The sequence below is a fragment of the Alteromonas sp. ABV4_515 genome (assembly GCF_056160345.1).
Window position 1 is genome coordinate 259,873 of the sequence record NZ_JBSWWZ010000002.1, and the last position, 24,405, is coordinate 284,277.

A 24,405-nucleotide genomic window follows, 5' to 3' on the forward strand; every position below is an offset into this window, starting at 1 on the left:
ACAGGGCAGCCAATCTAATGTTTATTCTGTGAGCTCGCGCTATGATCGAATCTGCAACGCTTTATATTGTGCCTACCCCAATTGGTAATCTTGATGACATTTCGCCCCGTGCGCTGGAAACACTGAAATCAGTGAATTGGATTGCGGCAGAAGATACCCGTCATACGCACAAATTACTGCAGCATTTCACTATTTCTACCCGCACCCTGTCATTGCACGAGCACAATGAAGACAAGCGCACAGCCATGCTATGTCAGCGTTTGAAAGAAGGGGAATCGGTTGCACTGGTTAGTGATGCCGGCACGCCGCTTATCAGCGACCCGGGCTTCGTACTGGTGCGTCGTTGTCGGGAGGAGGGGATCAATGTGATTGCACTTCCTGGCCCCTGTGCGGCCATTACAGCGCTCAGTGCATCGGGTTTGCCCACCGACCGCTTTATGTTTGAAGGCTTTCTGCCGCCGAAAACCGGGCCTCGTTCACAGGTGCTGGAAACTTTGAAAGAACGTACATTTACCACCGTTTACTATGAAGCGCCGCGCCGGGTGCTCGATACTATCAACGATGTGAAGAAAACGTTGGGGAACGAGCGTCATATTGTTCTGGCCAAAGAGCTGACGAAAACCTTTGAAACTTACGTAGATGGCTCGGCTGCATCGGTGGCAGAATGGCTCGAAGCTGACCCCGTGCGTCAAAAAGGCGAGTTTGTGTTGATGATCAGTGGCGTTGAAGACGTGCCTCGGGAGTTACCGCCGGAAGCTCTGGCATTGCTCAGTTCACTGAAGCCTGTATTGCCGCTGAAGAAGGCTGCTGCGATTGTAGCAGAACACTATAATCTTAAGAAAAATGCGTTGTATCAGGCTGGTCTTGATATGGATGACAGCCAACATTGAAAACATCAGGCGTAGAATAGTCGCACGGGCAGACATTGCCGCAATTCGGTAAGGCCGCCGTCATTTTAACCAGGCGGCAGCGAAGATAAGGAACGACCATGATCGAAAGGGTGTTATCAATCGAAATCGCAAAAGGTACCTGGATGTTGGATGTGGTTGCTGAGCGCAACGACAACGGTATTTACGACCTTGTTTACCCTAAAAAGGAAGCCACGGTGCATGTGCACGAAGAGCACATGTATGCATTGGAATACAGTATCAGTGCCCCTGAAGGCACAGAATTCAAAATCTATCTCGACGGCGAATTGTTGCTAGATGACACGGTAGGGGATACCGGTATTTGTCGTGGCAGTACAGTCATTTAGTTGGCGAATTATTCCGCCGAACTGCCCTGACAGGCCAATAAATATCGACGGGAGAGTTTTGGTTTTCCTGTCGCTATGACTCAGGGAGCTTTGCGCTCTACCAATGCGTCGCGAATTTCCTGAAGTAGTTTTATATCCTGAGGGGTTTTGATACTGGTATCTTTTGGGTCTTCGGCTTTTTCTTTCAGCCTGTTAAGCGTTCTCACCATCATAAAAACCACCGCCGCCACAATAAGAAAGTTGATCACGGCATTAATGAACAAACCATAATTTACGGTTACTGCCCCGGCGGCTTTCGCGGCTTCTAACGTGGCATATTCGCCACCGGATAAATTCAGGTAAAGATCTGAGAAATTCACATTTTTGGTGAACAGGCCGATGATCGGCATCAAAATATCGTCTACCAGCGACTTAACGATGGTTGTAAAGGCGGCACCAATGATAATACCCACAGCCAAATCCAGCACATTGCCTCTGGCAATGAAGCTTTTAAAGTCTTTCCACATTACTGCTCCGAAAATCCAAAAAGTTGTTTAGATGCGTTGCGGTTTATACATTGCCAGAAATAGAGAAGTTCAACGTGCCGTTAAGATAAAGGTTGTGCGTTGGAAATTCGGCGGTTCACAGAATGATGTATAGGCGTTGGTATGAAAGATGTTAGAGTTGGATAAAAGAAAAGCGCCAAGGAGGCGCTTTTGCAGAGTTTCCTGACAGTCTGTTTTAAGACAGACGACCTTTAAAGTCTTCGTAGGTAAACTGACGAATCACGTCCAGCTTATCGTCTTTCCGCAGAATGCAAATTGATGGATGCTCCACACCATTGAAAAACGTGGTTTTTACCATGGTGTAGTGAATCATATCTTCAAACTGCAGACGGTCGCCGATTTCTAGAGGCTTATCGAAAGAATAGGTATCGATAACATCACCTGCCAAGCAGGAATTGCCACCTAAGCGATAGTCATACGTCTTCTCGCCAGGCATTGCTGCACCGCGAATTGCCGGACGGTAAGGCATTTCCAGTACGTCAGGCATATGCGCTGTAGCGGAAATATCAAGAATGGCAATCTTGCCTTCGTTCTCAACAATATCTACCACTTCCGCGATTAACGGACCAGTCTGCCATGCCACCGCTGAGCCCGGCTCAAGAATGACATCTAGATTCGGATGACGAGCTTTGAAGTCTTTCAGTGTTTTGATCAGATGATCCACATCGTAACCTTCCCGCGTCATCAGGTGACCACCACCTAAGTTCAGCCATTTCAGCGTAGGCAGCCATTTGGCAAAACGCTTTTCGATAGCCAGCAGGGTGCGCTCGGTAGCGAAAGAATCACACTCACACAGGTTGTGACAGTGGAAGCCTTCAATACCAGTTAAATCCACACCTTCAAGCTCTGAAACGAGAATACCTAGACGGGAACCTGGCGCCGCCGGATCGTACAGCGGGGTTTCCGCTTCCTGGTGTTCAGGATTAATACGAATGCCTTTGGACACATTCGACAAGTCATCTTTGTAGGTTTGCCACTGATTCAAGCTGTTAAACGAGATATGGTTGACCAGCTTTTTCAGCTCAGCCATGTCCGCTTTTTTATAAGCAGGCGAGAACGCATGCACCTCTTTACCCATTTCAGCGGCCAGCTTGGCTTCCCAGACAGAGCTGGCTGTGGCACCGTGAAGATAAGGTTTGATGATGTCGAAACTCGACCACATAGAGAAGCCTTTAAGGGCAAGAATAATTCTTGCCCCAGACTCGTCTTGCACGCGTTTCATCAGCTCAAGATTGCGGATGAGCTTCGCTTCTTCCAGCACATATGCGGGAGAAGGCACATCAGATCGCTGAGTTAAATCAGTCAACGCAAATACTCCGAATTACTTTTTGAACGGGCTTTCGTCACATTCAATCACGTGCCAAGGCAGGCCGTGCTTGTTCAGCTCGTCCATGAACGGATCCGGATCGAACTGTTCCATGTTCCATACGCCAGGCTTATGCCATTTACCCTGAAGCATCATCATGGCACCAATCATGGCGGGTACACCGGTGGTGTAAGACACGGCTTGTGCGCCCACTTCTTCATTACATACTGCGTGGTCACAGTTGTTGTAGATGAAGATAGTCTTTTCTTTGCCGTCTTTAATACCGGTAATGTAGGTACCGATACAGGTCATGCCGGTGTAGCCTTCAGCCAGTGAGCCCGGGTTAGGCAGAACCGCTTTTAAGAACTCAAGAGGCACTATTTTCTGGCCCTGGAATTCAACCGGTTCGATGCTGGTCATACCGATACCTTCCAGCACACGCAGGTGGTTCAGGTAGGCATCGCCAAAAGTCATCCAGAAACGGGCACGCTTCAGGGTAGGGAAGTGTTTAACGATAGATTCCAGCTCTTCGTGGAACATCAGGTAAGAAGCACGTACACCAATGTTCTGGTAGTCCAGATCTTCACGTACGCTCAGTGGATCAGTTTCTTTCCACTCGCCGCCTTCGAAGAACTTACCCCGCTGGGTGATTTCACGGATATTGATTTCAGGGTTGAAGTTCGTCGCGAACGCCTGACCGTGATCACCGCCGTTACAGTCAACGATATCCAGATAGTGGATTTCGTCGAAGTGGTGCTTAGCCGCATATGCCGTGTAAACGTTAGTTACACCCGGATCAAAACCGGAACCCAGCAGTGCCATGATGCCAGCATCTTTAAACTTGTCCTGATACGCCCACTGCCAGCTGTACTCAAACTTAGCCACATCTTTTGGCTCGTAGTTGGCGGTATCCAAATAATCAGTTTTAGTTGCCAGACAGGCGTCCATGATAGGCAGATCCTGGTAAGGCAGTGCCAGGTTTACCACCAAATCAGGCTTAACTTCATTGATCAGCTTTTCTACTTCAGCTGCATCGTCAGCGTCTACTGCAAAGACACCCTTAACACGATCAGCGCCAACTTCGTTTTGCAGCGCTTCGCATTTCGAAACGGTACGGCTGGCCAGATAAATTTCGTCAAAATATTCAGGCAGACGGGCACATTTTTTAACGGTTACAGCAGCGACGCCGCCAGCACCAATAATTAAAACGCGAGACATATTCTTGTTTCCGTGACGTTAGGTAAATTTGCGCTGAATGCTAGCAGACATCAACTTTTTGGCAAGCAAAGTTAGCCTGCTGGCAGCATTTTTCAGCCTGGAATTGGAGGGGAGACAACGATTTTTTTCCCCACACGAAAGTAGGGGTAGAGTAGCATGGTTTCATCGCCATTTGGATGCCCTGCATTGATGGCAATCGCATTCAACTGCTTATGTCTGTCGGTTGTCACCGTGGCTGCGTACACCAGCACACTGTAACTTTCCGTATCGGTAGTGGTGTCGATAATACGCCACTGTAATTGCTCGATGAGATAACTTTCATTTTCGCCGTGGCATCGATCATCGGCAAACAAGCAACCCACGCGTCCGTCTTCATAAATAGCAGCAAACGGATAAAGGGCACTGCAGTGCGGCAACATCAGTTCACACAACTGGAGGGAACGGTTTACCAGCAATTGCAGGGGTTCAGGCAGCTGCTGCGGATTATTTATCAATGTGGCTCTCCTTTATAGCGTGTGGAACGCGCGAGTGGCTGTTCCTGAAAAAGGCAACCTGGTGCAGTGAAAAACTGTAAGGTTTACATGGCTTAGAACGTAATTCTTACACCGACAGATCAAATTATCTTGCTCCTTGAAGACCACCAGTATGCACGATTCTCAGCCTTGTGCCATCGGGGAAAAATCGCTTTTCGAGCAAATCTTTGATCGCGAACAATAATTTACCAGAATAAACAGGCTCAACCGGCACATTGTACTGCTGTGTCACATCATCACAAAAGCTTGTCAGTGCAGCGTTTCGCTTACCGTAACCACCCTGATGATAGTCATGCAGAATTTGCCATGGGTGTTGTTGCCCCGTTGCTGGTAGTAACGCTTGCACCAGCGACTCAAGATAGCCTTCGCCTTTTAAAACGGCAATGCCGGTGACTGAAACCGGAGGACTTTTTGCGCCAATCAAACCGGCCAGGGTGGCGCCACTGCCAACAGGGACCACAATATGGTCACACGCGCTGTTGTCTTCTTCTAACAGCTCTGCCACCCCTTTAAGCGCATGAGCCTGACTGCCGCCTTCAGGAATAAGTACAGACTCAGGATACTGTTTTTGCAAGTTTTCCAGCCAAATAGGGTCGGTTCGTTTGGAATACGTGGCCTTATCCAAGTACTGAATGTCGGCTTGCCACGAGGCTAAGTCGCGTAACATCGGCGTGTGATTGGCTGTGTAATCGCCGCGAACCAGTGCCGTGAAGTGAATACCCAATTTCATGCATAAATAACCGCAGGCATGAAGATGATTAGAAAAGCCGCCACCAAAACTGATGATGTGTCGACAACTGCCGGGTAGGGCATTCAGGGTATGTTTTAGTTTGCGCCACTTGTTTCCGGAAATAATCGGGTGGATGAGATCGTCCCGTTTTATTTGCATGCTGACAAATTCAGCGCCTGGCCAGTCTGGTTTGAAGTCGGTAAGTGAACTTGGCGTGGTCAGTGCCAGCATTTTTTCGGCAACTAATGAAAGCTGAGTGTCTGAAACGACGACTTTGTCTTGCATAACGCTCCTGATTCGTTGGCCGCATTGCATGGGGGGCGGCCGCCAATTACCGACCGTGGCAGATATCGGTAAGCAGACTACATTAACAGATGTTAATGAATGATCATGCCCTTCGTAAAGCCTGTAAACATTAAATAAAAAAGGAGTACGCCATGCCTAAGTTCAATGTTGTCGCGCTTTTACTGTTAAGCCTAAACTATGCTGCGCCTCTTTTAGCAGATGCTGAACGACTCTCCACCGAGAGCAACAAGGTGGGGAAAGCCAGGCTGACTTACCTCTTTTGGGATGTGTACGATGCCGTGCTCTACGCGCCAAACGGTAAATGGGCCGAGGACAAACCCTTCGCGCTAAAGCTGACTTATCTGCGCGACTTGGATGGGCGTGACATTGCTGAACGATCGGCAAAAGAGATGCGCAAGCAGGGATTGAAAGACGAAGACAAGTTGGCTGAATGGCAGACTACGATGACCGCCATCTTCCCGGATGTATCAGACGGCGATGTACTCACTGGGGAAGTCAATGCGGATGGACATACCCGTTTCTTCTTTAATGGCGAGGCTATAGGCAACGTTGACGATCCTGCATTTACCCGCGCCTTTTTTGGTATCTGGCTGTCTGAAAGTACCTCTGAACCGGAAATGCGAGAACAATTACTGGGAGAAAAAGAATGAAAAAATTTGCGATGTTAGCTGCAGCAGCCTTGTTGGTGGGAAGTCTGACGGGTTGTGCGGGCTCAGTGCAAAGTGACGCGTACACAAACCAGCAACCAAAATTCGATCTCTATGATTTTTTTGACGGTAAGGTGAAAGCCTGGGGAATTGTGCAGAACCGTTCTGGTGAGGTGGTGCAACGATTTATTGTTGATATTGATGCCCGTCAGGATGGTGAAACGCTGATATTGGACGAGTCATTTAACTATCAGTTAGGCGACGGTGTGAAAAACCGAACCTGGCGCATTACCCCTACCGGAAATAATACATTTGCTGGTGAAGCGGGGGATATTCTGGGAACTGCAGAAGGCACCAGTTACGGCAATGCTTTTAACTTTGCTTACTCCATGGATTTACCCGTTGATGATAGCACTTATGAAGTCGCCTTTGACGACTGGTTTTTTGGCATGTCTGAAGACACCATGATGAACCGTTCTTACATAAAGAAGTTTGGTATAACCATGGCGGAAGTGACCATATTTATGCAAAAGCAATGATTTGATTCCCCTGAAATATGGGTCTGTAAATAAATTGTGCGTCTGCAGTTTCAATATGCAACCTTAACTAATTAAATGAAAATAAGTGTTATGTTATAACGTTTGTTTTATGTAGAATGCTCTGTATGGCTTTCCTTCATTGGAGGAAGGCATTTTTTATATCTATAGATGATTGAATTTGATTGATATTGGTTTTTTGTTTCAGTTTTATTCAATTGATATCAATTACAGGAGCGTTCAGATGATTTATAAGCCAGAAGAATTCATGCATGTCGATTATCTTTGGAATGACGAAGAAGTGAATAATTTAGATGCGGTGGAGAACTTAATTTACCGTTCTAATATTTTGGGTTCTGATCTTCGTATAACCAATACGGGTGGGGGGAACACATCGGCAAAAATCATGGATAAAGACCCGCTAACTGGTACCGAAGTTGAAGTACTATGGGTGAAAGGTTCCGGCGGTGACTTGCGAACTTCGGTGAAAGAAAACTTCGCGACCCTTTATCAGGAGAAGCTCAATTCGCTGAATAATGTCTATCAATCTTTCGAAGACAAAGGCTACAAAGAGAAAGGCGAAGACCGCATGGTTGGCATGTTTCCACACTGTGTTTTCAAATTGAATCCAAGAGCTTCATCAATCGATACGCCTCTCCACTTCATGATTGACCAGAAACATGTTGATCATATGCATTCAAATGCGGTCATTGCTGTGGCGACCTGTAAGGATCAGGTTTCACTTACGGAAACTATATGGGGAGGCAAACTTGCTTACATGCCGTGGATCCGTCCGGGATGGGAAGCGGCTCTGCTATTGAAAAAGACTTACGAGGCAAATCCGGGAATTGACGGTGTTTTGATGGGTCAGCACGGGCACATAAACTGGGCAAACGAAAGTAAAGCCTGTTACGACCTTTCTCTGAGTATCGCGGAACGGGCAGCCCGGTTTATTGAAGAGCATGATAAGGGTGAATTAACGTTCGGCGGCGAAAAATATCAGTCTCTCTCCGAACAGGAACGTGCAGATTTACTCTCTGACTTTTTACCCGTAGCCCGTGGGCTTATCTCAAAAGAGAAGAAATTTATCGCTACCGTGCAGGCTGACAGTACGATTTTACGGTTTGTGAATAGTCGCGATGCATCACGTTTAGCGAGTATGGGCACTTCTTGTCCTGATCATTTTCTGCGAACCAAAATTAAACCATTATTTGTTGATTTCGACCCGCAGACAGAGAACGTTGACAATTTAATAGAGAAATTCAAAGCGGGACTCAAGGCGTATCAGCAGGATTACGCTGACTACTACAATGCCTGTAAGCGCGAAGGCTCTCCCGCTATGCGTGATCCAAGTCCAACGGTGGTGCTTATTCCGGGCGTTGGTATGATTGCATGGGGTAAGAATAAAAGTGAATCCCGGGTAACCGCTGAGTTTTATAACTGCGCAGTAGAGGTTATGCGAGGTGCTGAAGCGATTTCTGAATACCAGGGGCTCCCTCCCCAGGAAGCATTCGACATTGAGTATTGGGCGTTAGAAGAAGCGAAGCTTCAGCGCATGCCCAAAGAGAAGCCTTTAGCAAGAGATATCGTGGTGGTGATTGGTGCCGGTGACGGCATTGGTAAAGCGACAGCCCATCGCGTAGCAGCCGAAGGCGCGCACGTGGTTTGTGCCGACCTTCGTGCAGAAAATGCTAAGCGGACAGCAACTGAACTTACCGCTAAGCTTGGACAGGGCATTGGTGTTGCGGGAACAGGGATTTCAGGCTGCGGGCCCGCTATTGCACTTGAAGTAGACATTACCAACAGAGAGTCAGTTAAAGCAATGCTTTCAAACGTGATAATGGCGTATGGCGGTATTGATAAAATCATCGTAACTGCGGGCGTATTTAAAGCCGAAGGCGCTGATTTACTGGCTAACGACCAGATTTTCGACCTCAGCTTCAACGTAAATGTGAAAGGCGGTTATATCGTTGGTTCAGAGGCTCAGAATGTGTGGGCTAAACAGGGGCTGAAGGGCGCGTTAGTGCTGACAACCAGTGTTAATGCTGCTGTGTCGAAAAAAGGTTCCATCGCTTATGACACCAGCAAGGCGGCGGCTAATCACCTGGTCAGAGAGTTGGCGGTAACACTTTCCCCGCTAGTGAACGTTAACGCCCTCGCGCCAGCTACGGTGGTGCAGGGAAGCAGTATGTTTCCAAGAGAGCGGGTGATCTCTTCGCTGAGCAAATATGATATCGGCTTTGATGAGACAGAAAGCACAGAGTCGCTGCGCAATAAACTCGCTGATTTTTATGCACAGCGGACGCTGACTAAATTACCCATTACACCTGATGATCAGGCTGAAGCGGCTTACCTGCTTATTTCCGGCCAGTTAAGTAAAACAACCGGGCAAGTTATCAGCGTGGACGGCGGATTACACGAGGCGTTTTTAAGGTAATCTGTAGATAAAGAGAGGAGATGCATGGCCTTAAACTGTACCGGTTTGGCCATGCATTATTTTTTAGCTCAGGTGGTGCAGCAGAACCTGAACAGGATGGCGAGGCTTGAAGCCTTCTAATCGTTTCACCTGGCTTCTGCAGGAATATCCAGTTGCCATTACGTGCTCTGACTCCGCACCCGCAATGGCTGGTTGCCAGCTTAGCCCGTAAATCGCTTTGGATGTGTCTTTATGCACTGTTTCATGACCAAATGTACCCGCCATACCGCAACAGCCGACAGGCAATGCTCTACATCGCAGCCCCGCTTTTTCAAATAATTCCCGCCATTGCGTTTCAGATTCAGGTAAGGCTGTTTTTTCTGTGCAGTGACCAAGTAAAACATACTCATGACTTGACGTTGTAGGCATGTCCGGCATCTTGTCGTACAACCATTCGTTCAATAAATACACCTCGAAGTTACCTCGTTTGTCACCAAGAGCTTTGGTGTATTCATCGCGATAACACAATACCAGGGATGGATCGAGACCTACCATCGGCAGCCCGGTTTCCGCTATCTTATTTAGAAAGGCAGCTGATGCCGCTGCAGTATCTCTGAAAGCGTTGGTAAACCCTTTCACGTGTTGAGGTTTACCATTCGGTTTGAAAGGAAGAAGGTGTGGCTTGAACCCGAGCTTTTCTAATAATTGCAGAGTGTCGGTTATCAGCTCTGCTTCGTAATAACTGGTAAAGGGGTCCTGAACGAGTAATACTGTATTTTCACGTTCATCCGGACCTATTTCCTCAACTTTCGAAAAGTCGAACAGGTATTTTTTGCTGATACGCTGTTTTAAAGTAGGAACTGAAAGTTCAGGAGCATCTACGTAACCAATCCGGTTCTCTAACAGATTTTTAACAGGCATGGACGTCATAAGCCGGTTGACCATTCCAGGAATTTTTGCCAGCCACGGCGTCATGGTTTCTACACCCGCTACCAGGTAGTCTTTCAGCGGGCGGTTGTAACGCTGATAATAAAGGTTCAGAAATCTGGCCCGGAATGCGGGAACATCAACTTTTATCGGACACTGCGTGCTACAGGCTTTGCAGGCAAGACATTCTTCCATACTTTCAAGCACCTCGTGGGAAAAGTCATCCGGAGATTGCAAATTATTCCGGTAACGTGTGTACCAGGAAGTACTACCTGATTTTTGTTCAAGCATCTCAGCTTGTAAATCGCGTTCTGCAAGTAGCCTTAACCACTCTTTTAACATGGATGCTCTGCCTTTCGGGCTGAAGCGCCTGTCGCCTGTGGCCTTAAATGAAGGACACATCGGAGAATTTGTATCGTAGTTAAAGCAGAGACCATTGCCGTTGCAGTCCATTACGGTCTGAAAGGCATCTCGTGTTTCAACGGGGATTTCCCGATCATAACGTCCCCGTTTTTCATCATCGATGCTGACTAGTGTTTCATCGCCCGCCAATGGTGTACAAATTTTTCCGGGGTTCATTTTATTTTCCGGATCGAAGGCTGTTTTTATTTTTCTGAGTTCATTAAAAAGTTCATCACCAAAAAATGCAGGACCATACTCGCTCCGGTATCCTTTTCCATGTTCTCCCCACATTAAGCCACCATACTGAGCGACCAAGCGGACAACATCGTCGGAAATTTCCCGTAATAGGGCTTCCTGCTGAGGATCACATAAATCAAGAGCTGGGCGAACATGAAGAACCCCTGCGTCGACATGCCCGAACATGCCGTAATGCAGACCTTTATTGTCTAACAATCTGCGAAAGGCCAGAATGAAATCAGCCAGGTTTTCAGGCGGAACAGCGGTGTCTTCGGCGAATGCTACTGGTTTGGCTTTAGAACGCGTTTTGCCCAGTAGTCCCACAGCCTTTTTTCGCATGGCATAAATTGTATTGATCTGCCCGTTATCGCGGGTGATCTCGTAACCAATAACGCCGTTTGCTCCGATTTCTATCTCTGCGTTGAGTCTGGCCTGTAAGACACGTACCTTTTCTTCAATATCGTTCTCATCATTACTGTTATATTCCACCATGTTGAGACCAAGTATATCCTTGCCGGACACCTCTTTAATCAGCGATTTAACGCTGTGCCAAATAATATCCTCCCGTGCGAGGTTTAATACTTTGCTGTCTATTGTTTCCACCGAAGTAGCCCTGGCTGCAACCATTTGGGGCGCATGCCGGAGTGCCGATTCAAAGGAATCGTATTTTATATTGAGCAATACTTTATGATTTGGAATAGGAGTAATGTTAAGAGTTGCCTCTGCAATAAAAGCCAGCGTTCCTTCTGAGCCACAGAGTATCCTGCTTGGATCCAGCACATCCAGTTCATCGTTCAAAATATGCTCAAGGTCGTAGCCTGTTAAAAAGCGATTCAAACGGGGAAACTTCTTAACAATTTGCTCTCGCTTATCTATACCTGTTTCGATGAGCTGCGCCAAAATTTTACTTTCTATACCACCATTAGAAATACGCTTCTTCGCTTCTTCAACAGTCAACGGAGACGTCTCGAACAAAGTGCCGTCGACCAGTACAGACTTTAATCCCAACACGTGATCAGATGTCTTTCCATAAACGAGGGAGCCCTGACCTGATGCATCCGTATTTATCATTCCGCCGATAGTCGCGCGGTTGCTGGTGGAGAGATCCGGCGCAAAAAAATAGCCGTAGGGACGGAGGAAGTCGTTTAGCTGGTCTTTAACTACGCCCGCTTGCACACGCACCCATTTTTCACGGGTATTAATTTCCAGAATCTGATTCATATGCAGTGAGGTGTCGACTATGAGGCCGTCAGTTAATGACTGCCCGTTTGTACCTGTTCCTCCGCCTCTGGGGCTGAATCGAATGCCTGAATGTTGATGCCGGACTGCAAGTTTTCCTAAAAGAACCAGATCAGTAATATTCGCTGGCAGTACTATCGCTTGTGGTAATTTTTGATATACGGAGTTATCCGTACTGTAGAGCACCCGACTCCCGTAACTTTGCTGAATATCTCCTTTGAATCCGGCTTCTTTCAATTGAGCCAGAAATTTAATGTACTCTGGCTTAATCAGTGCACTGCTATTAAGGGCCGGGATAGATTTATTCATACCGTAAACTCTTCTCATTATCAATTTTACTAATACCTGAGGCAGGTAATCTAATTTCAAATTCGCAATTGTTACAATATAACATAACACTCAGTGCATGTTTGCACGTGAATCATCATTTAAAGGGTTTCCCAGCAATAATTATTTAGGTTACTTTTTTGAGGAGAACATATGCCTGTAACAGATCCCATAAAAACAGCATTGGTTGTCAGTGCGCATTCTGCAGATTTCGTATGGCGGGCAGGTGGTGCTATTGCCAGTCACGTTCAGCAAGGCTGGCATGTAAAAGTAGTGTGTCTGTCCTATGGTGAACGGGGAGAATCTGCAAAATTATGGAAGCATTCTGATATGACTGTGGAAAAAGTAAAAGCCGCGCGACAGGAAGAGGCTCAGATGGCTGCTGACATACTCGGAGCTGACATCGAATTTTGGGATATCGGTGATTACCCAATGCGCGTATCCGATGAAACCCTTTTTCGTATGGTTGATTTGTATCAGACGCTGCAACCTGAATTCGTATTAAGCCATTCAGTGGTCGATCCCTATAATTTTGACCATCCTCTCGCAATGCGTCTCGCGCAAGAAGCAAGAGTGACGGCGCAAGCCGCGGGATACAATACCCAGCAAAAAATTCTGGGTGCACCGCCAGTTTATGCTTTCGAACCTCATCAGACAGAGCAGTGTGAATGGACGCCAAATACTTTTTTAGATATTACCAATGTGTGGGATAAAAAAAGGCAAGCGATTGAATGTATGGCCGGGCAGGAACATTTATGGGCATATTATACCCGTGTGGCGCTACAACGTGGTGTTCAGGCGCAGAGGAATATCGGTATAGCAGCTAAGCGGAAAATTGAATATGCCGAGGGGTATATGAAGCTTACACCAACAGTGGTGAACGCATTGTAAAAAGCCCTCTTTCTTTTAAAAAGGGCCATTCTAATACCACGACTCACTTTAACGTGAGTCGTGAACTTTTTATTTACGCCTGAGATAAAATCTCTACAGGACCATGATTGTCGCAATGGCCATTATGTTGATGGTGAAGATGACCATCAACAATATAGTCGATGTGATCGCCATGAGGAACGGCTTCATGACCGCAACCCGGGCCATGTACATGGTCAGCATCATGGCCACTGCATGAGTGACCTTGCGTGCAGGTATCAGGGTTGGTATCCGATACTTCTAATACGTGTTCGTCGACATGATCACCATGAGGGTGATGTAAATGACCGTCGTGCAGATAATCAACGTGATCATTATGTTGAATTGCAGTATGTCCGCAATCCGGACCGTGCTCGTGAGGATGGTTCTCGTGTTTATTACATTTGGTCATAGAAAATTTTCCTTATCAATTAAACATTTCATCATTTAATTAAATGTATTATTGATTATATGACATAAGAGATCAAATTAAATTGCAATTAGAGTGAAGCGGGAAAAGGAAGACAACCTGAGCAGTATTAGATAAAGTATTTCCACAATTAATAAAATGTTTAAATATGGTTGCCGGTAACTTATGCAAGATAACGATTTACACCATTCCCATGATATAAAGCGAACGATTACTGATATCGAAACACTAACATTTGAGAAAGCCGGACAACTTTTTAAAGCACTTGCTGATCCGGAACGCCTGAAGCTACTGACTATTTTATCCAGGGGTGAGGCATGTGTATCAGAATTGGCCAGTAAAGAACAAATGTCCACCGTTTCACAGCGGCTAAAAGTCTTAAAAAACGTCGATTTAGTAAGAAGCCGCAGAGAAGGTAAGCATATCATTTATACATTATCAGACTCTCATGTGTATCAACTCATAGAGAACGCGTTGGAGCACGTTACGGAGCGCTAGCTAGCTTAACAGCAATTAAAACACCACCATTTAGATTGAGAATCGTTCTTATTATCTGTAATGTTATAATGTAACATTTTTGATAAGTAGTAGCGTAAGTTCGGTTGATCAATAAAACGAATGGTAGGAAGCAGTTTTAATGAAAAAGAATGTGATAGCGCTGGCGGTGGCAACCGCTCTTGCTATGCCTGTGCTCGCTCAAAAAAATGAAAAAAACGAACCCTCGTTAAAGGACGTTGAGAAAATTTCCGTAAGAGGCGTACGTGAGCGCCTTTCTGAAGCCGGATTTCTAAAAGACACAGTTCAAAAAACTGAAATGGTCTCAGGCGTAACCATAGAGCGCCTTCAGGCTGCAAATTTGACAGAAGCCATTTCAATATCACCGGGTGTCAGGGTTAACAACGAGTGCTCAATGTGTGGTGTTAAGCGAGTTATGCTGAATGGTCTGCGTGGTGAACACACTACCGTTTTGGTAGACGGGCTTCCCGTGTATACCATGATGTCGGGGTTTTATGGACTCGATGCAGCTACCTCTTCTGGTTACGATAATATAGAAATTGCTCGTGGGGCAGGTGCATCTCTCATTGCGCCAGAGGCAATAGGCTGCACCATTAATCTTGTCACTAAAAAAGCGTTAAAAGACGAAGTGGTTGTCGATGTCTCTGCCGGCGAAAATGGGTATAAGAAAGGTAGCCTTGTCGCCACAGGACTGCTCAATGAAGACAGCACCCGAGTCACTTTTTCAGCGCAATATGATGACCGGGACCAATACGATGGTGATAACAATGGCGTCAGTGAAAATCCGGAGTTAGAGAATAGATCAGCAATGCTGTTCGTTTCACAGGATTTTGGTCTGAAAGACAGTGTGCATTTGCGCGCTAATTGTGCAGAGTCAGATATCTTCGGTGGTCCAACGAATTCAAGTGTTGGCTACGATGTGGCTTATATTTATGGTCCGCTTCGCGGCCGTGAAGCCTATACCGGCTTATCGGTAACTTTCTGATAACGGTATGGCAAGGTTAGTATTTTTAATTGTACTGGCTTTAGGGTGCACTGCGGCCCGCAGTGCATCTTTGTTTGAGCTGTCACTGCCAAGTCTGACTGAACTCAGTCAACAACCACTGGGCGACTATAAAAATCAGTATTTAATAATAAGTATGTTCGAGCCTGAGTGTTCCTGGTGTCTGAAACAACTAAAAGATCTGGAGCTGCTCAACGCGCATTGTCACAGTGCGCTCGCGCCCGTCGCTATCGGTGTGGGACAACGGCGCGGTTTACAGACACTGATAAGGCGTGCAAAGATAACGTTCCCTGCGCTTGAGGCTTCCCCCGCGTTGATTGCGCTAACAGGGCAGCCCGAAGTGACGCCTTTTACATTGCTGATAAATCCTTACGGGGAGCTTGTCACTACGCTGACTGGCTACATTCCACTGGAAAAACTCGAGTTTGCCTTTCAGGATATCTATAATAATTCGTGATGAGTACTTCATGAACACGAATGCGTTTAAACTCGCAATAATCTCCCGTCTTATCTGACGTCATTGACCATCTGAGGAGAGCAATTTGTTATGAATGCATCGAATGAGAAGCGTAAAGCTGGAATAAAATCTGTGACCGGGCTGGCAGAGATTGTCGATTACAGTTTCATCGAAGCGCTCAGCCGCGATCCGCAGTCCACCGAATCTGGCGATGACTATCATCCCCGTCAGGTATTTTCAGGGCATTACGTACCCGTGAAACCGACGTCTATTGCAGAGCCGATTTGTATTGCACACAGTAAAGTACTTTTCGAAGAACTCGGGTTTGATGATGAGCTGGCAAAAGATATCGATTTTATCCGCTTATTTTCCGGCGATCTAAGCAACCAGCCTGCACCCATTCGTTTTACCGGATGGGCCACCGGCTATGCGTTGTCTATTTACGGCACCGAATATATTCAGCAGTGTCCGTTTCAAACCGGCAATGGTTATGGTGATGGCCGGGCAATTTCTGTGTTTGAGGTTAATGGTGAAAGCTCCCGGTTTGAAATGCAGCTGAAAGGCGCCGGGCCAACCCCTTATTGCCGGGGAGCCGATGGCAGGGCGGTGTTGCGCTCTAGCGTGCGGGAGTTTCTCGCCCAGGAATTTATACATGCGCTGGGTGTTCCCACGTCTCGTTCATTATGTTTGATTGTCTCGGCTACAGACACTGTGTACAGACCCTGGTATGAAGATAATTCCCGGAGCGCCGACCCCACCATGATGGTTGAAAACCCGGTAGCCATTTCTACCCGCGTTGCGCCCTCGTTCATTCGGGTGGGGCAACTTGAATTGTTTGCCCGTCGTGCCCGCAGCAATCAGCACCCTGAGGCGCTGGCAGAATTGCGTGCTTTGGTTGAGCACCTTATTGTTAGGGAATACAGCAAAGATATTTCCGCAGACCAGCCTCTCGAAGCGAAAGTCACTCAGCTGGCGGTAGCGTTTCGACACCGGCTGACTGACCTTATCGCAAACTGGATTAGAGTTGGCTACTGTCAGGGGAACTTTAATAGTGATAACTGTGCAGCAGGTGGCTTTACGCTGGACTATGGACCGTTTGGGTTCTGTGAACCTTTCGATCCGTTCTTTCAACCCTGGACCGGAGGCGGTAGACATTTTTCATTTCTTAATCAGCCTGTGGCTGCGCAAAAGAACTTTTCCATGTTTTGTCAGTCGCTTGCCCCGTTATTATCAGGCAGTAAAGAGCTGGAGCAACTTGACGAGATCAATAAAAGTTTTGAGGCTGTCATGCAGGAAAAGCTGGACGCTATGTGGGCATCTAAACTGGGGTTAAATACAGTCGCTCCGGAGTTTGTCATTGAACTATTGAAACTGATGATGCAGACACCGGTAGACTACACACTGTTTTTCCGTGGGCTGTCATCATTACCCGTTGAATTCAGCGCGCTGAAAGAGAGCTTTTACAAGCCGTTATCCGAATCCCTGGAAGTAAAATGGGAGCAATGGTTCGAGAGTTGGAAAGCACAAGTCACACGATGCGAGGATGCAAGCACAGTATCTGAGCGAATGATGCAGGTTAATCCTAAGTTCGCCTGGCGGGAATGGTTGGTTGTGCCGGCCTACGAACAAGCAGCAGCCGGGGACTATTCCCTGATTAACGAATTACAAAACGTTTTTACTCACCCCTACAGTGAGCAAACCAGCGAGTTGGAAAGCAAATATTGTAAAAAACGACCTGAAGAATATTTATATGCAGGTGGCGTTTCCCACTATAGCTGTTCTTCATAGCATGCCAGAAAAATTTAGTAAAAAGCCGTGCGCACCAGGGTACGCACAGCTTGGTAATCTCTTACTACCTTGCAGGTGCCAGGGCTATTTAAGCAGGCTGATAGGGCAGCGATGATTGATGAAGAATAATACGCACTTTGCCGTCTTCGCATTGTTTAAACACGAAACTTTTGTTCACAAATATGTGACTGTCATCAGCACCGATAAAATGCACATTACATTGAACGATGGCTAAGTCGCCATGAAGAATAAAGTCTTCTTTGCTATACCAAACCTTAACCCACGGCTTTAACTTGAACCCGCCATCATTAGGATAGTCACTGTTACCACCTACAAAGTAAGATAAAGCACCTTCTTTGGTGGGTCGGAAGGTTTGCTCTCCGAAAGTCAGGGTGGGTTTAAACAACACGTGCCCATTGTCATAATCGTAATTATCAGTAAGCACCTGGTTTGAAAACGCTGCCGCGTCACCACCTTCAGCATGGACTTTGCCTACTTTTACAACGTTATCACACCAGGTTTGTAGCGCTGTATGAACCATTTCTTGGTTAAACATGTTTGATAGTTCTCCGGTTTTAGACTTTGAAATGATGTATCTGCTCTGCATTAAATAAGGCAGTACACTAATTTCTGTCTTCTTTATTAAAGTTTAACATTCCATCTCTCCGACGTTTTGCCACTTAAACTTCAGCAGGTATCAGTAAAAAGTAACAATTCTTTATGCCAGTATTGTTATAATATAACATTACGTTAGATAGATATTTATGGTAACTCGTAATAGTTTTTCTCAATGAGGGGATACGTTATGAGTTGCATTCACTTTAAGTCGATTACTATAAATACGGTAATAAATTCAAATGACTAAAGACTATTTCCGCAGCATAGAGTCATTATCTGACCAAACTGCGTTTCCACTTAGCGATGTTATCAGCGAGCTAGCATTTAACCAGGATGGGCTTATCCCGGTTATTACTCAGGATAGTGAAACGGATACAGTGCTCATGTTTGCCTGGATGAACAAAGAGGCCCTGATTCACACATTGGAAACCGGCAACGTCACCTACTGGTCCCGTTCACGTAAGCAGTTGTGGCTTAAAGGTGAAACAAGCGGACATACCCAATCGTTGGTCGGGCTATCCTTCGACTGCGACGGAGATTGCATTTTGTGTCGGGTTAAACAATCAGGTCCGGCCTGCCACACTGGCCGGCCGAATTGCTTTTACTTAGCTGTAAACAGAAACAAACACGAAGTGGTTATTCACGGAGATCCTGCCTGATTCCGGCCACTATAGCGTGCATCTTTTGTAATTTTATATATCTTTTGGAGTTCAGTTTGTCTTCTCGTGTTATTCCCGATATTACTTCGGACACTTCATCTTCTTTGCATTCAACAATTCGCTGGGTTGGTATGGACGGTATTGCCATACCGCTAAATATTGCTTTAGCTAATGCAACGCAAACCGTTGCAGCTTCTTCTGATATCTATGTCAGTCTTGATGACCGCTCAGCAAAAGGCATACATATGTCCCGTTTGTATTCATGCATCAACGATTTTGCTGTTAAGGAGTATTCAAAAGAATCAATAGAAAGCTTGCTGGAAGATATGATTTCCAGCCAGCAGGGCCTTAGCAAAAGTGCCCGAATCAGTATCGACTTTTCTCTTACGCTAGAGAAACCCGCTCTGTTAAGTGGAAGGTCGGGATTTCAGGCTTACAGCATCTCACTCATTTCTGAGAAAAATGAGCAAGACTTTACGCATCAAATGCAATTAGCAATACCGTATTCCAGCACTTGCCCTTGCTCTACGTCGCTTTCTCAGCAATTGACAGCGGAGGCCGTGGATAGTGTTTTCTCTGAACCCTTGATAGAAAAAGCGCGACTTCTGACGTGGCTACAGGGGCCGGATGGTGCAACAGCAACACCCCACAGTCAGCGCTCCTTTGCGTATATTCATTTAACACTAAATGAACAAGCATGGCCGTGCCCGGATACGCTTATCTGGGCGCTCGAAGATGTGCTTGCCACCCCGGTGCAGACGGCAGTAAAGCGGATAGATGAACAGGAGTTTGCCCGTTTAAATGCGGCTAATCAGATGTTCTGTGAAGATGCAGCAAGAAAATTACAGATGTCTCTTAGCGCGATGGATTATGTGAATAAATTCTGGTGCAAAGTGGAGCATCAGGAAAGCTTGCATGCTCATAACGCTGTTGCCGTGGTTACCAGCGACTAAATACTCAATTTGTCCTAAGGCAAATGACAAGTAGAGCGGTGTGATTTAAAGCCCTTCCCGAAAAGGGAAGGGCGTAATCTCGCAAAAAACCTAGTTCTAGTTAATTAATTCGCGTTTTTAACCCTCTGCGAATAAGCAACGCTTCGGTTGTCGGTTCCTGACCACGGAATGCTTTGTAAGATTCCATAGGAGGGCGAGAATTTCCTGTGGCCAAAATATGTTTTCTGTACTGCATGCCGTTTTCCAGCTTCAAACCACCTTTTGTTTGCATGTAGGCAAATGCGTCGGCGGCCAGAATTTCACTCCACATGTAGGCGTAGTAGCCGGCAGAATAGCCTCCGCCCATAGAGTGAGAGAAGAATGCTGATTTGTAACGGGGTGGCACGTAATCAATATCTACACCGTGTTTGGTCAGAGCAGCTTGTTCAAATTTGTTGATGTTTGCAGGGATATTATCCGGCGTGATTGAGTGCCATTCCATATCGAGCAGGGCGGCAGACATGTATTCAAGCGTGTCGAAGCCCATGTTGAAGGTTCTGGAGCTGATCACTTTGTCTAATAAGTCTTTCGGGATAGGCTCGCCGGTTTGATAATGTTTTGCATAGTTTGCAATGACTTCCGGATACGCTGCCCAGTCTTCCTCAAAGGTTGAAGGGAATTCAACAAAATCTCTGGAAACATTTGTACCAGACAAGGACGGATATTTCACATCTGAGAGCATGCCGTGAACACCGTGGCCCATCTCATGAAACATGGTGGTGACGTTATCATAGCTAACCAGCGTAGGCTCGCCGTCCGGGGCCTTTTCAATATTCATAACATTCACTACAACCGGCTTTTTATTCAATAAATGCGATTGTCCGACAAATGAACTCATCCAGGCACCGCCCCGTTTTCCGTCGCGGGCAAAGTGATCAGCATAAAAAATGGCCAGGCTTTTACCGTCGATATCGAAGAGTTCGTATGCTTTCACATCAGGGTGATAGACCGGAAGATCCGGACGTGGCTCGAAGCGGATACCAAACAATTTATTCATTGTGAAGAAAACGCCGTCTTCGAGCACCCGATCAAAATCGAAATATTGCTTTACCTGTTCTTCATCCAGATCATAACGGGCTTGCCGGACTTTCTCTGCATAATACGCCCAGTCCCAGGGTTCAAGGGTAAAGTCGCTGCCTTCTGCATCAATCAGCTTTTGTATATCTGCCGCTTCTGCTTCAACATTTTTAACTACCGCAGGTACCATGCTGCCGAGCATGTCGTAAACTGCCTCAGGTGTCCCTGCCATCTGTTGTTCCAGGCTATAGCTCGCCCAATCTTTATATCCGAGGAGGTTAGCTTTTTGCGCGCGTAGTTCTGCTAGTCTGACAATTATTTGACTGTTGTCATTACTGCCAGATTGGGCACGAAATGCAGAGGTCTCCCAAATTTTTTGTCTTAATTCACGATTTTCAAGAGAGGCCAGAATGGGCTGTCGGGTCGTATTGGTGATTTTTATTTGATACTGGCCTTCATGGCCGTCTGCCGTCGCTGCATCCGCAGCAGCTTTCACTTGTCGCTCTGAAAGCCCTGCCAGCTTATTTTTATCATCAACGAGCACGGCAATCGCTTTCGTCTCTGCCAGCAGATTCTGTGAAAATTGAGTTGTCAGGGTAGAAAGTTCTTCGTTTATGTCTTTGATTTTATTCTTTTCCACTTCATTGAGTTTCGCACCGGCATGCACGAAATTCCCGTATGTTTCTTCAAGAAGTCTCAGCGATTCTGCATCGAGTTTAAGTTCATCACGACGGTTGTAGAGAGTTTCAATCCGGCTGAACAATTGATGGTTCAGTGAGATACTGTCGCGATGTGCAGCCAGCCTTGGCGCCAGTGTTTTCTGCAGTTCACGACGCTCTGCAGAACTATCCGTGCCCGCTAAATTGAAAAATATCCGGCTGGTGCGGGTAAGCAGAGCCCCGCTCTTTTCCATAGCAACAAGGGTATTGTCAAAACTCGCAGGCTGCGGATTTTTTGCAATCTCTTCAATTTCCTCGCTGTGCTGTTTCATGCCCTCTTCAAAGGCCGGGAGAAAATGGGCGTTATCGATTTTATCGAAAACCGGTGCCTCGTAAATTAACGGGCTAGCCTTGAATAAAGGGTTGTTCTGATTGTCTTCTTTAGGGCTTTCAACTGAAACGCCCTGTTGGCTGCCGGTATCAGAAGAGGGGGCTGGCGAACATGCCTGTAAGCCCAGGATTGAAGCCGTCATGGCAACGGCGATTAGTGTTTTTTTCATTTGTTTTCCTGTCGTTTGGGTTTGTTATTTATTGAATAGGGTTTTATCGAAGTGCAGGCGTGCAGCTGCTGCAGGCTTTACGCTTTGCCCGTCATAAACTTGCTGACCATTTACCCATGTGGCAGCTATTTTTGTGTTGAAGATGTGTCCGTCAAAAGGTGTCCAGCCGCATTTATACAGGGCGTTACTATGACTGACGGGCGTAGAGTCATTCGAGTCAATGAGAACTAGGTCGGCGAAATAGCCTTCGCGGATAAATCCCCGGTCAATGATGCCATAACGTTTAGCTGGATTATGTGCGGTTTTTTCCGCCACTTTCGTTATTGTCATACGTTCCGCCATAACATGGTCGAGAAGGGTAAGTAACGCATGCTGCACCAACGGTAGGCCTGCAGGGGCGCTCATAAAGGGTGCTTGCTTCTCGGTCAGGGTGTGAGGCGCATGATCGGTGGCAATAATATCAATTCGGTCGTCATTAACGGCAGAAATGAGTGCGTCTCTGTCGACAGCCGCTTTTATGGAAGGGTTACACTTTATCAGGTTGCCCTTTGCGGCATAGTCTTCTTCACTGAACCACAAGTGATGAACACAAGCCTCCGCGGTAATACGTTTATTTTCTATCGGGCCAGGCTTAAAAAGCGACAGCTCTTTAGCTGTTGTTAAGTGCAATACGTGAAGATGGCTTTGATATTTCTCAGCCAGACTCACCGCATAAGACGATGATGCGTAACAGGCTTCAACATCACGAATGACGGGGTGATGAATAATGGAAATGTCTGTTTGCTCAGCTTGCAGACGTTTGAGGTTACTTTCTATAACCGAGCCACTTTCACAATGCGTGACAATGATCCCGGGCGCTTCACGAAATATGGCTTCTAAAGCCTGTGGGTTCTCGACAAGCAGGTTACCGGTAGATGCCCCCATAAATACTTTCACACCGCAGTGCTTTGCGGGGTCGAGTTGTTTGATTTGCTCAATGTTGTTTTCTGTTGCACCTAAATAGAAGGAATAATTTGCCAACGACTTTTCTCTGGCAATAGCGAATTTCTTCTCCAATGCATCAATTGTGGTGGTTGCCGGATTCACATTCGGCATTTCCATAAAGCTGGTAATTCCGCCCGCAACAGCCGCGGCTGACTCGGTGGCGATGGTGCCTTTTTCCGTTAGTCCCGGTTCACGGAAGTGCACCTGATCATCAATCATACCGGGAAGCAAATAGCCTCCTTGTCCATCTATTACAGCCTCCGGACCAGAGGGCGTAATGGTGTGGGCTATTTTTTCTATTCTGTCATTTTTAATAAGTACATCAGACGGATACTTACATCCCTCATTCACAATAGTGACATTTTTTATTAATGTAGAACTCAACACTCTCTCCACTTTCTTTGCATGCGTCGCGATGTGGTTATATTGATTGATATGTTATAATGTAACATTATTGCAGGTGATTGTTTATGCTTATTCGCAAGAGCTTTTCTCAATGAGCAGAGTATTGCTCACATTCCCATAAAGCGCCGAACATAAAATAAATGCGGCTGAATTATCACTTTGTGAAAGTTTATAAATTTAATATCACTCTGTTCGGGGCAATGATAGTTGTTGCCATTCAGGCAGCCTGATTGAGCTTTTCCAAAACTGTATCGTTATAAATTAGTCAGGACTGCGTTGGTACTACGCTATGTGATACAGCGCTATTCCTGACAATCCATTAACTTGTGAGAAAACCTGATGAAAAAACGATTTTTACTACCCGCGTTATTGTCAATATTCTCTGTAGACGCAGCGCCTCAAAAACTTGACTCTCTCACTGAGCTCAGATGGAAAAACAGGATAATTCTCATTTTCAGTGAAAATCGTGAGAGTGATTTGGCCATGCTACATGATGCCAAAGAGGATATTTCAGACCGCGACACGCTCTGGTTTATTGTAAATGGCAATGAAACGCTAACGAATTATTCTGGAACTCTGACCGACTCCTTCAGCCAGAATACCCGGGAGCGATACCTGAATGCAGATGGAAACGTGTTGTTGATAGGCAAGGACGGTGGGGTAAAAGCGAGAGGTAATGAGTTATCGCTAAACGGCTTGTTTCAGCGTATCGATGGCATGCCCATGCGCAGGAATGAGATGCGGCAAAAGCAAAAATAAAAAAACGCCAGCGAACTGGCGTTTT

General features: G+C 46.3%; 23 protein-coding genes. 13 read left to right on the plus strand and 10 right to left on the minus strand.

Going from position 1 to position 24,405, the window contains the following annotated elements:
* Nucleotides 1–41 precede the first annotated feature (41 nt).
* Nucleotides 42–890, plus strand: a complete 849-nt coding sequence (rsmI, locus tag ACXAGX_RS05465; RefSeq protein WP_474820939.1) for a 16S rRNA (cytidine(1402)-2'-O)-methyltransferase — start codon at nt 42–44, stop codon at nt 888–890.
* Between the two features lie 98 nt (nt 891–988).
* Nucleotides 989–1,255 carry a hypothetical protein gene (locus tag ACXAGX_RS05470; protein ID WP_070124877.1) on the plus strand — a complete coding sequence of 89 codons (267 nt, stop codon included), beginning with the start codon at nt 989–991 and terminating at the stop codon, nt 1,253–1,255.
* 80 nt (nt 1,256–1,335) lie between these two features.
* On the opposite strand, the gene mscL is transcribed toward ACXAGX_RS05470, so the two are convergent.
* The 5 genes from mscL to ACXAGX_RS05495 all read right to left on the minus strand — a co-directional run bounded on the left by mscL (nt 1,336) and on the right by ACXAGX_RS05495 (nt 5,872).
* Nucleotides 1,336–1,761, minus strand: coding sequence for a large conductance mechanosensitive channel protein MscL (gene mscL / locus ACXAGX_RS05475; protein ID WP_474820946.1), 426 nt, complete (start codon nt 1,759–1,761; stop codon nt 1,336–1,338).
* A gap of 214 nt (nt 1,762–1,975) precedes the next feature.
* Nucleotides 1,976–3,106, minus strand: coding sequence for a carboxynorspermidine decarboxylase (gene nspC / locus ACXAGX_RS05480; protein ID WP_474837072.1), 1,131 nt, complete (start codon nt 3,104–3,106; stop codon nt 1,976–1,978).
* A 15-nt stretch (nt 3,107–3,121) separates the two neighbouring features.
* Entirely contained in the window at nt 3,122–4,324 is a 1,203-nt protein-coding gene (locus tag ACXAGX_RS05485) for a saccharopine dehydrogenase family protein (RefSeq protein WP_474820951.1), read from the minus strand.
* Nucleotides 4,325–4,416: 92 nt separating this feature from the next.
* Nucleotides 4,417–4,818, minus strand: coding sequence for a hypothetical protein (locus tag ACXAGX_RS05490; protein WP_070124884.1), 402 nt, complete (start codon nt 4,816–4,818; stop codon nt 4,417–4,419).
* A 124-nt stretch (nt 4,819–4,942) separates the two neighbouring features.
* Complete coding sequence (locus tag ACXAGX_RS05495; protein ID WP_474837074.1) at nt 4,943–5,872, minus strand: 1-aminocyclopropane-1-carboxylate deaminase/D-cysteine desulfhydrase; 930 nt, start codon at nt 5,870–5,872, stop codon at nt 4,943–4,945.
* A 152-nt stretch (nt 5,873–6,024) separates the two neighbouring features.
* On the opposite strand from ACXAGX_RS05495, the gene ACXAGX_RS05500 reads away from it, so the two are divergent.
* The 3 genes from ACXAGX_RS05500 (at nt 6,025) to ACXAGX_RS05510 (ending at nt 9,513) form a co-directional block, all read left to right on the plus strand.
* Nucleotides 6,025–6,543, plus strand: a complete 519-nt coding sequence (locus ACXAGX_RS05500; protein WP_474837076.1) for a chalcone isomerase family protein — start codon at nt 6,025–6,027, stop codon at nt 6,541–6,543.
* Nucleotides 6,540–7,079, plus strand: coding sequence for a DUF3833 domain-containing protein (locus tag ACXAGX_RS05505; protein WP_474837077.1), 540 nt, complete (start codon nt 6,540–6,542; stop codon nt 7,077–7,079). Before ACXAGX_RS05500 ends, ACXAGX_RS05505 begins: the two co-directional genes overlap by 4 nt.
* A gap of 241 nt (nt 7,080–7,320) precedes the next feature.
* Nucleotides 7,321–9,513 (plus strand): bifunctional rhamnulose-1-phosphate aldolase/short-chain dehydrogenase, encoded by a 2,193-nt coding sequence (locus ACXAGX_RS05510; RefSeq protein ID WP_474837079.1) that lies wholly within the window; start codon nt 7,321–7,323, stop codon nt 9,511–9,513.
* 63 nt (nt 9,514–9,576) lie between these two features.
* On the opposite strand, the gene ydiJ is transcribed toward ACXAGX_RS05510, so the two are convergent.
* Nucleotides 9,577–12,606 (minus strand): D-2-hydroxyglutarate dehydrogenase YdiJ, encoded by a 3,030-nt coding sequence (gene ydiJ, locus ACXAGX_RS05515; protein WP_474837081.1) that lies wholly within the window; start codon nt 12,604–12,606, stop codon nt 9,577–9,579.
* Nucleotides 12,607–12,777: 171 nt separating this feature from the next.
* Between ydiJ and ACXAGX_RS05520 the strand changes: the two genes are divergently transcribed.
* A complete protein-coding gene (locus ACXAGX_RS05520; RefSeq protein WP_474837083.1) occupies nt 12,778–13,515 on the plus strand; it encodes a PIG-L deacetylase family protein in 738 nt (245 codons plus the stop codon).
* Nucleotides 13,516–13,588: 73 nt separating this feature from the next.
* On the opposite strand, the gene ACXAGX_RS05525 is transcribed toward ACXAGX_RS05520, so the two are convergent.
* The gene (locus ACXAGX_RS05525; protein WP_474837085.1) at nt 13,589–13,945 is read right to left on the minus strand and encodes a hypothetical protein; all 357 of its coding nucleotides are present in this window, start codon (nt 13,943–13,945) and stop codon (nt 13,589–13,591) included.
* Between the two features lie 183 nt (nt 13,946–14,128).
* On the opposite strand from ACXAGX_RS05525, the gene ACXAGX_RS05530 reads away from it, so the two are divergent.
* The 4 genes from ACXAGX_RS05530 to ACXAGX_RS05545 all read left to right on the plus strand — a co-directional run bounded on the left by ACXAGX_RS05530 (nt 14,129) and on the right by ACXAGX_RS05545 (nt 17,727).
* Nucleotides 14,129–14,461 carry an ArsR/SmtB family transcription factor gene (locus ACXAGX_RS05530; RefSeq protein ID WP_474837087.1) on the plus strand — a complete coding sequence of 111 codons (333 nt, stop codon included), beginning with the start codon at nt 14,129–14,131 and terminating at the stop codon, nt 14,459–14,461.
* A gap of 139 nt (nt 14,462–14,600) precedes the next feature.
* Nucleotides 14,601–15,464 (plus strand): TonB-dependent receptor plug domain-containing protein, encoded by an 864-nt coding sequence (locus tag ACXAGX_RS05535; RefSeq protein WP_474837089.1) that lies wholly within the window; start codon nt 14,601–14,603, stop codon nt 15,462–15,464.
* A gap of 7 nt (nt 15,465–15,471) precedes the next feature.
* Nucleotides 15,472–15,939: a TlpA family protein disulfide reductase gene (locus tag ACXAGX_RS05540; protein WP_474837091.1), complete on the plus strand. Its 468-nt coding sequence runs from the start codon at nt 15,472–15,474 to the stop codon at nt 15,937–15,939.
* A 90-nt stretch (nt 15,940–16,029) separates the two neighbouring features.
* Complete coding sequence (locus tag ACXAGX_RS05545; protein WP_474837093.1) at nt 16,030–17,727, plus strand: protein adenylyltransferase SelO; 1,698 nt, start codon at nt 16,030–16,032, stop codon at nt 17,725–17,727.
* Between the two features lie 88 nt (nt 17,728–17,815).
* On the opposite strand, the gene ACXAGX_RS05550 is transcribed toward ACXAGX_RS05545, so the two are convergent.
* A complete protein-coding gene (locus ACXAGX_RS05550; protein WP_474837095.1) occupies nt 17,816–18,283 on the minus strand; it encodes a hypothetical protein in 468 nt (155 codons plus the stop codon).
* A gap of 301 nt (nt 18,284–18,584) precedes the next feature.
* On the opposite strand from ACXAGX_RS05550, the gene hisI reads away from it, so the two are divergent.
* Together hisI and folE2 are read left to right on the plus strand one after the other, a co-directional pair.
* Nucleotides 18,585–19,004 (plus strand): phosphoribosyl-AMP cyclohydrolase, encoded by a 420-nt coding sequence (gene hisI / locus ACXAGX_RS05555; RefSeq protein ID WP_474820974.1) that lies wholly within the window; start codon nt 18,585–18,587, stop codon nt 19,002–19,004.
* A 56-nt stretch (nt 19,005–19,060) separates the two neighbouring features.
* The gene (gene folE2, locus ACXAGX_RS05560) at nt 19,061–19,957 is read left to right on the plus strand and encodes a GTP cyclohydrolase FolE2 (RefSeq protein WP_474837097.1); all 897 of its coding nucleotides are present in this window, start codon (nt 19,061–19,063) and stop codon (nt 19,955–19,957) included.
* Between the two features lie 100 nt (nt 19,958–20,057).
* Here folE2 and ACXAGX_RS05565 read toward each other — a convergent pair whose 3' ends face one another.
* Nucleotides 20,058–22,232: a M3 family metallopeptidase gene (locus ACXAGX_RS05565; protein ID WP_474837099.1), complete on the minus strand. Its 2,175-nt coding sequence runs from the start codon at nt 22,230–22,232 to the stop codon at nt 20,058–20,060.
* Between the two features lie 24 nt (nt 22,233–22,256).
* Nucleotides 22,257–23,600: a dihydroorotase gene (locus tag ACXAGX_RS05570; protein WP_474837101.1), complete on the minus strand. Its 1,344-nt coding sequence runs from the start codon at nt 23,598–23,600 to the stop codon at nt 22,257–22,259.
* A gap of 360 nt (nt 23,601–23,960) precedes the next feature.
* On the opposite strand from ACXAGX_RS05570, the gene ACXAGX_RS05575 reads away from it, so the two are divergent.
* Nucleotides 23,961–24,380, plus strand: a complete 420-nt coding sequence (locus ACXAGX_RS05575; protein WP_474820990.1) for a DUF4174 domain-containing protein — start codon at nt 23,961–23,963, stop codon at nt 24,378–24,380.
* The last annotated feature ends 25 nt before the right edge of the window (nt 24,381–24,405 follow it).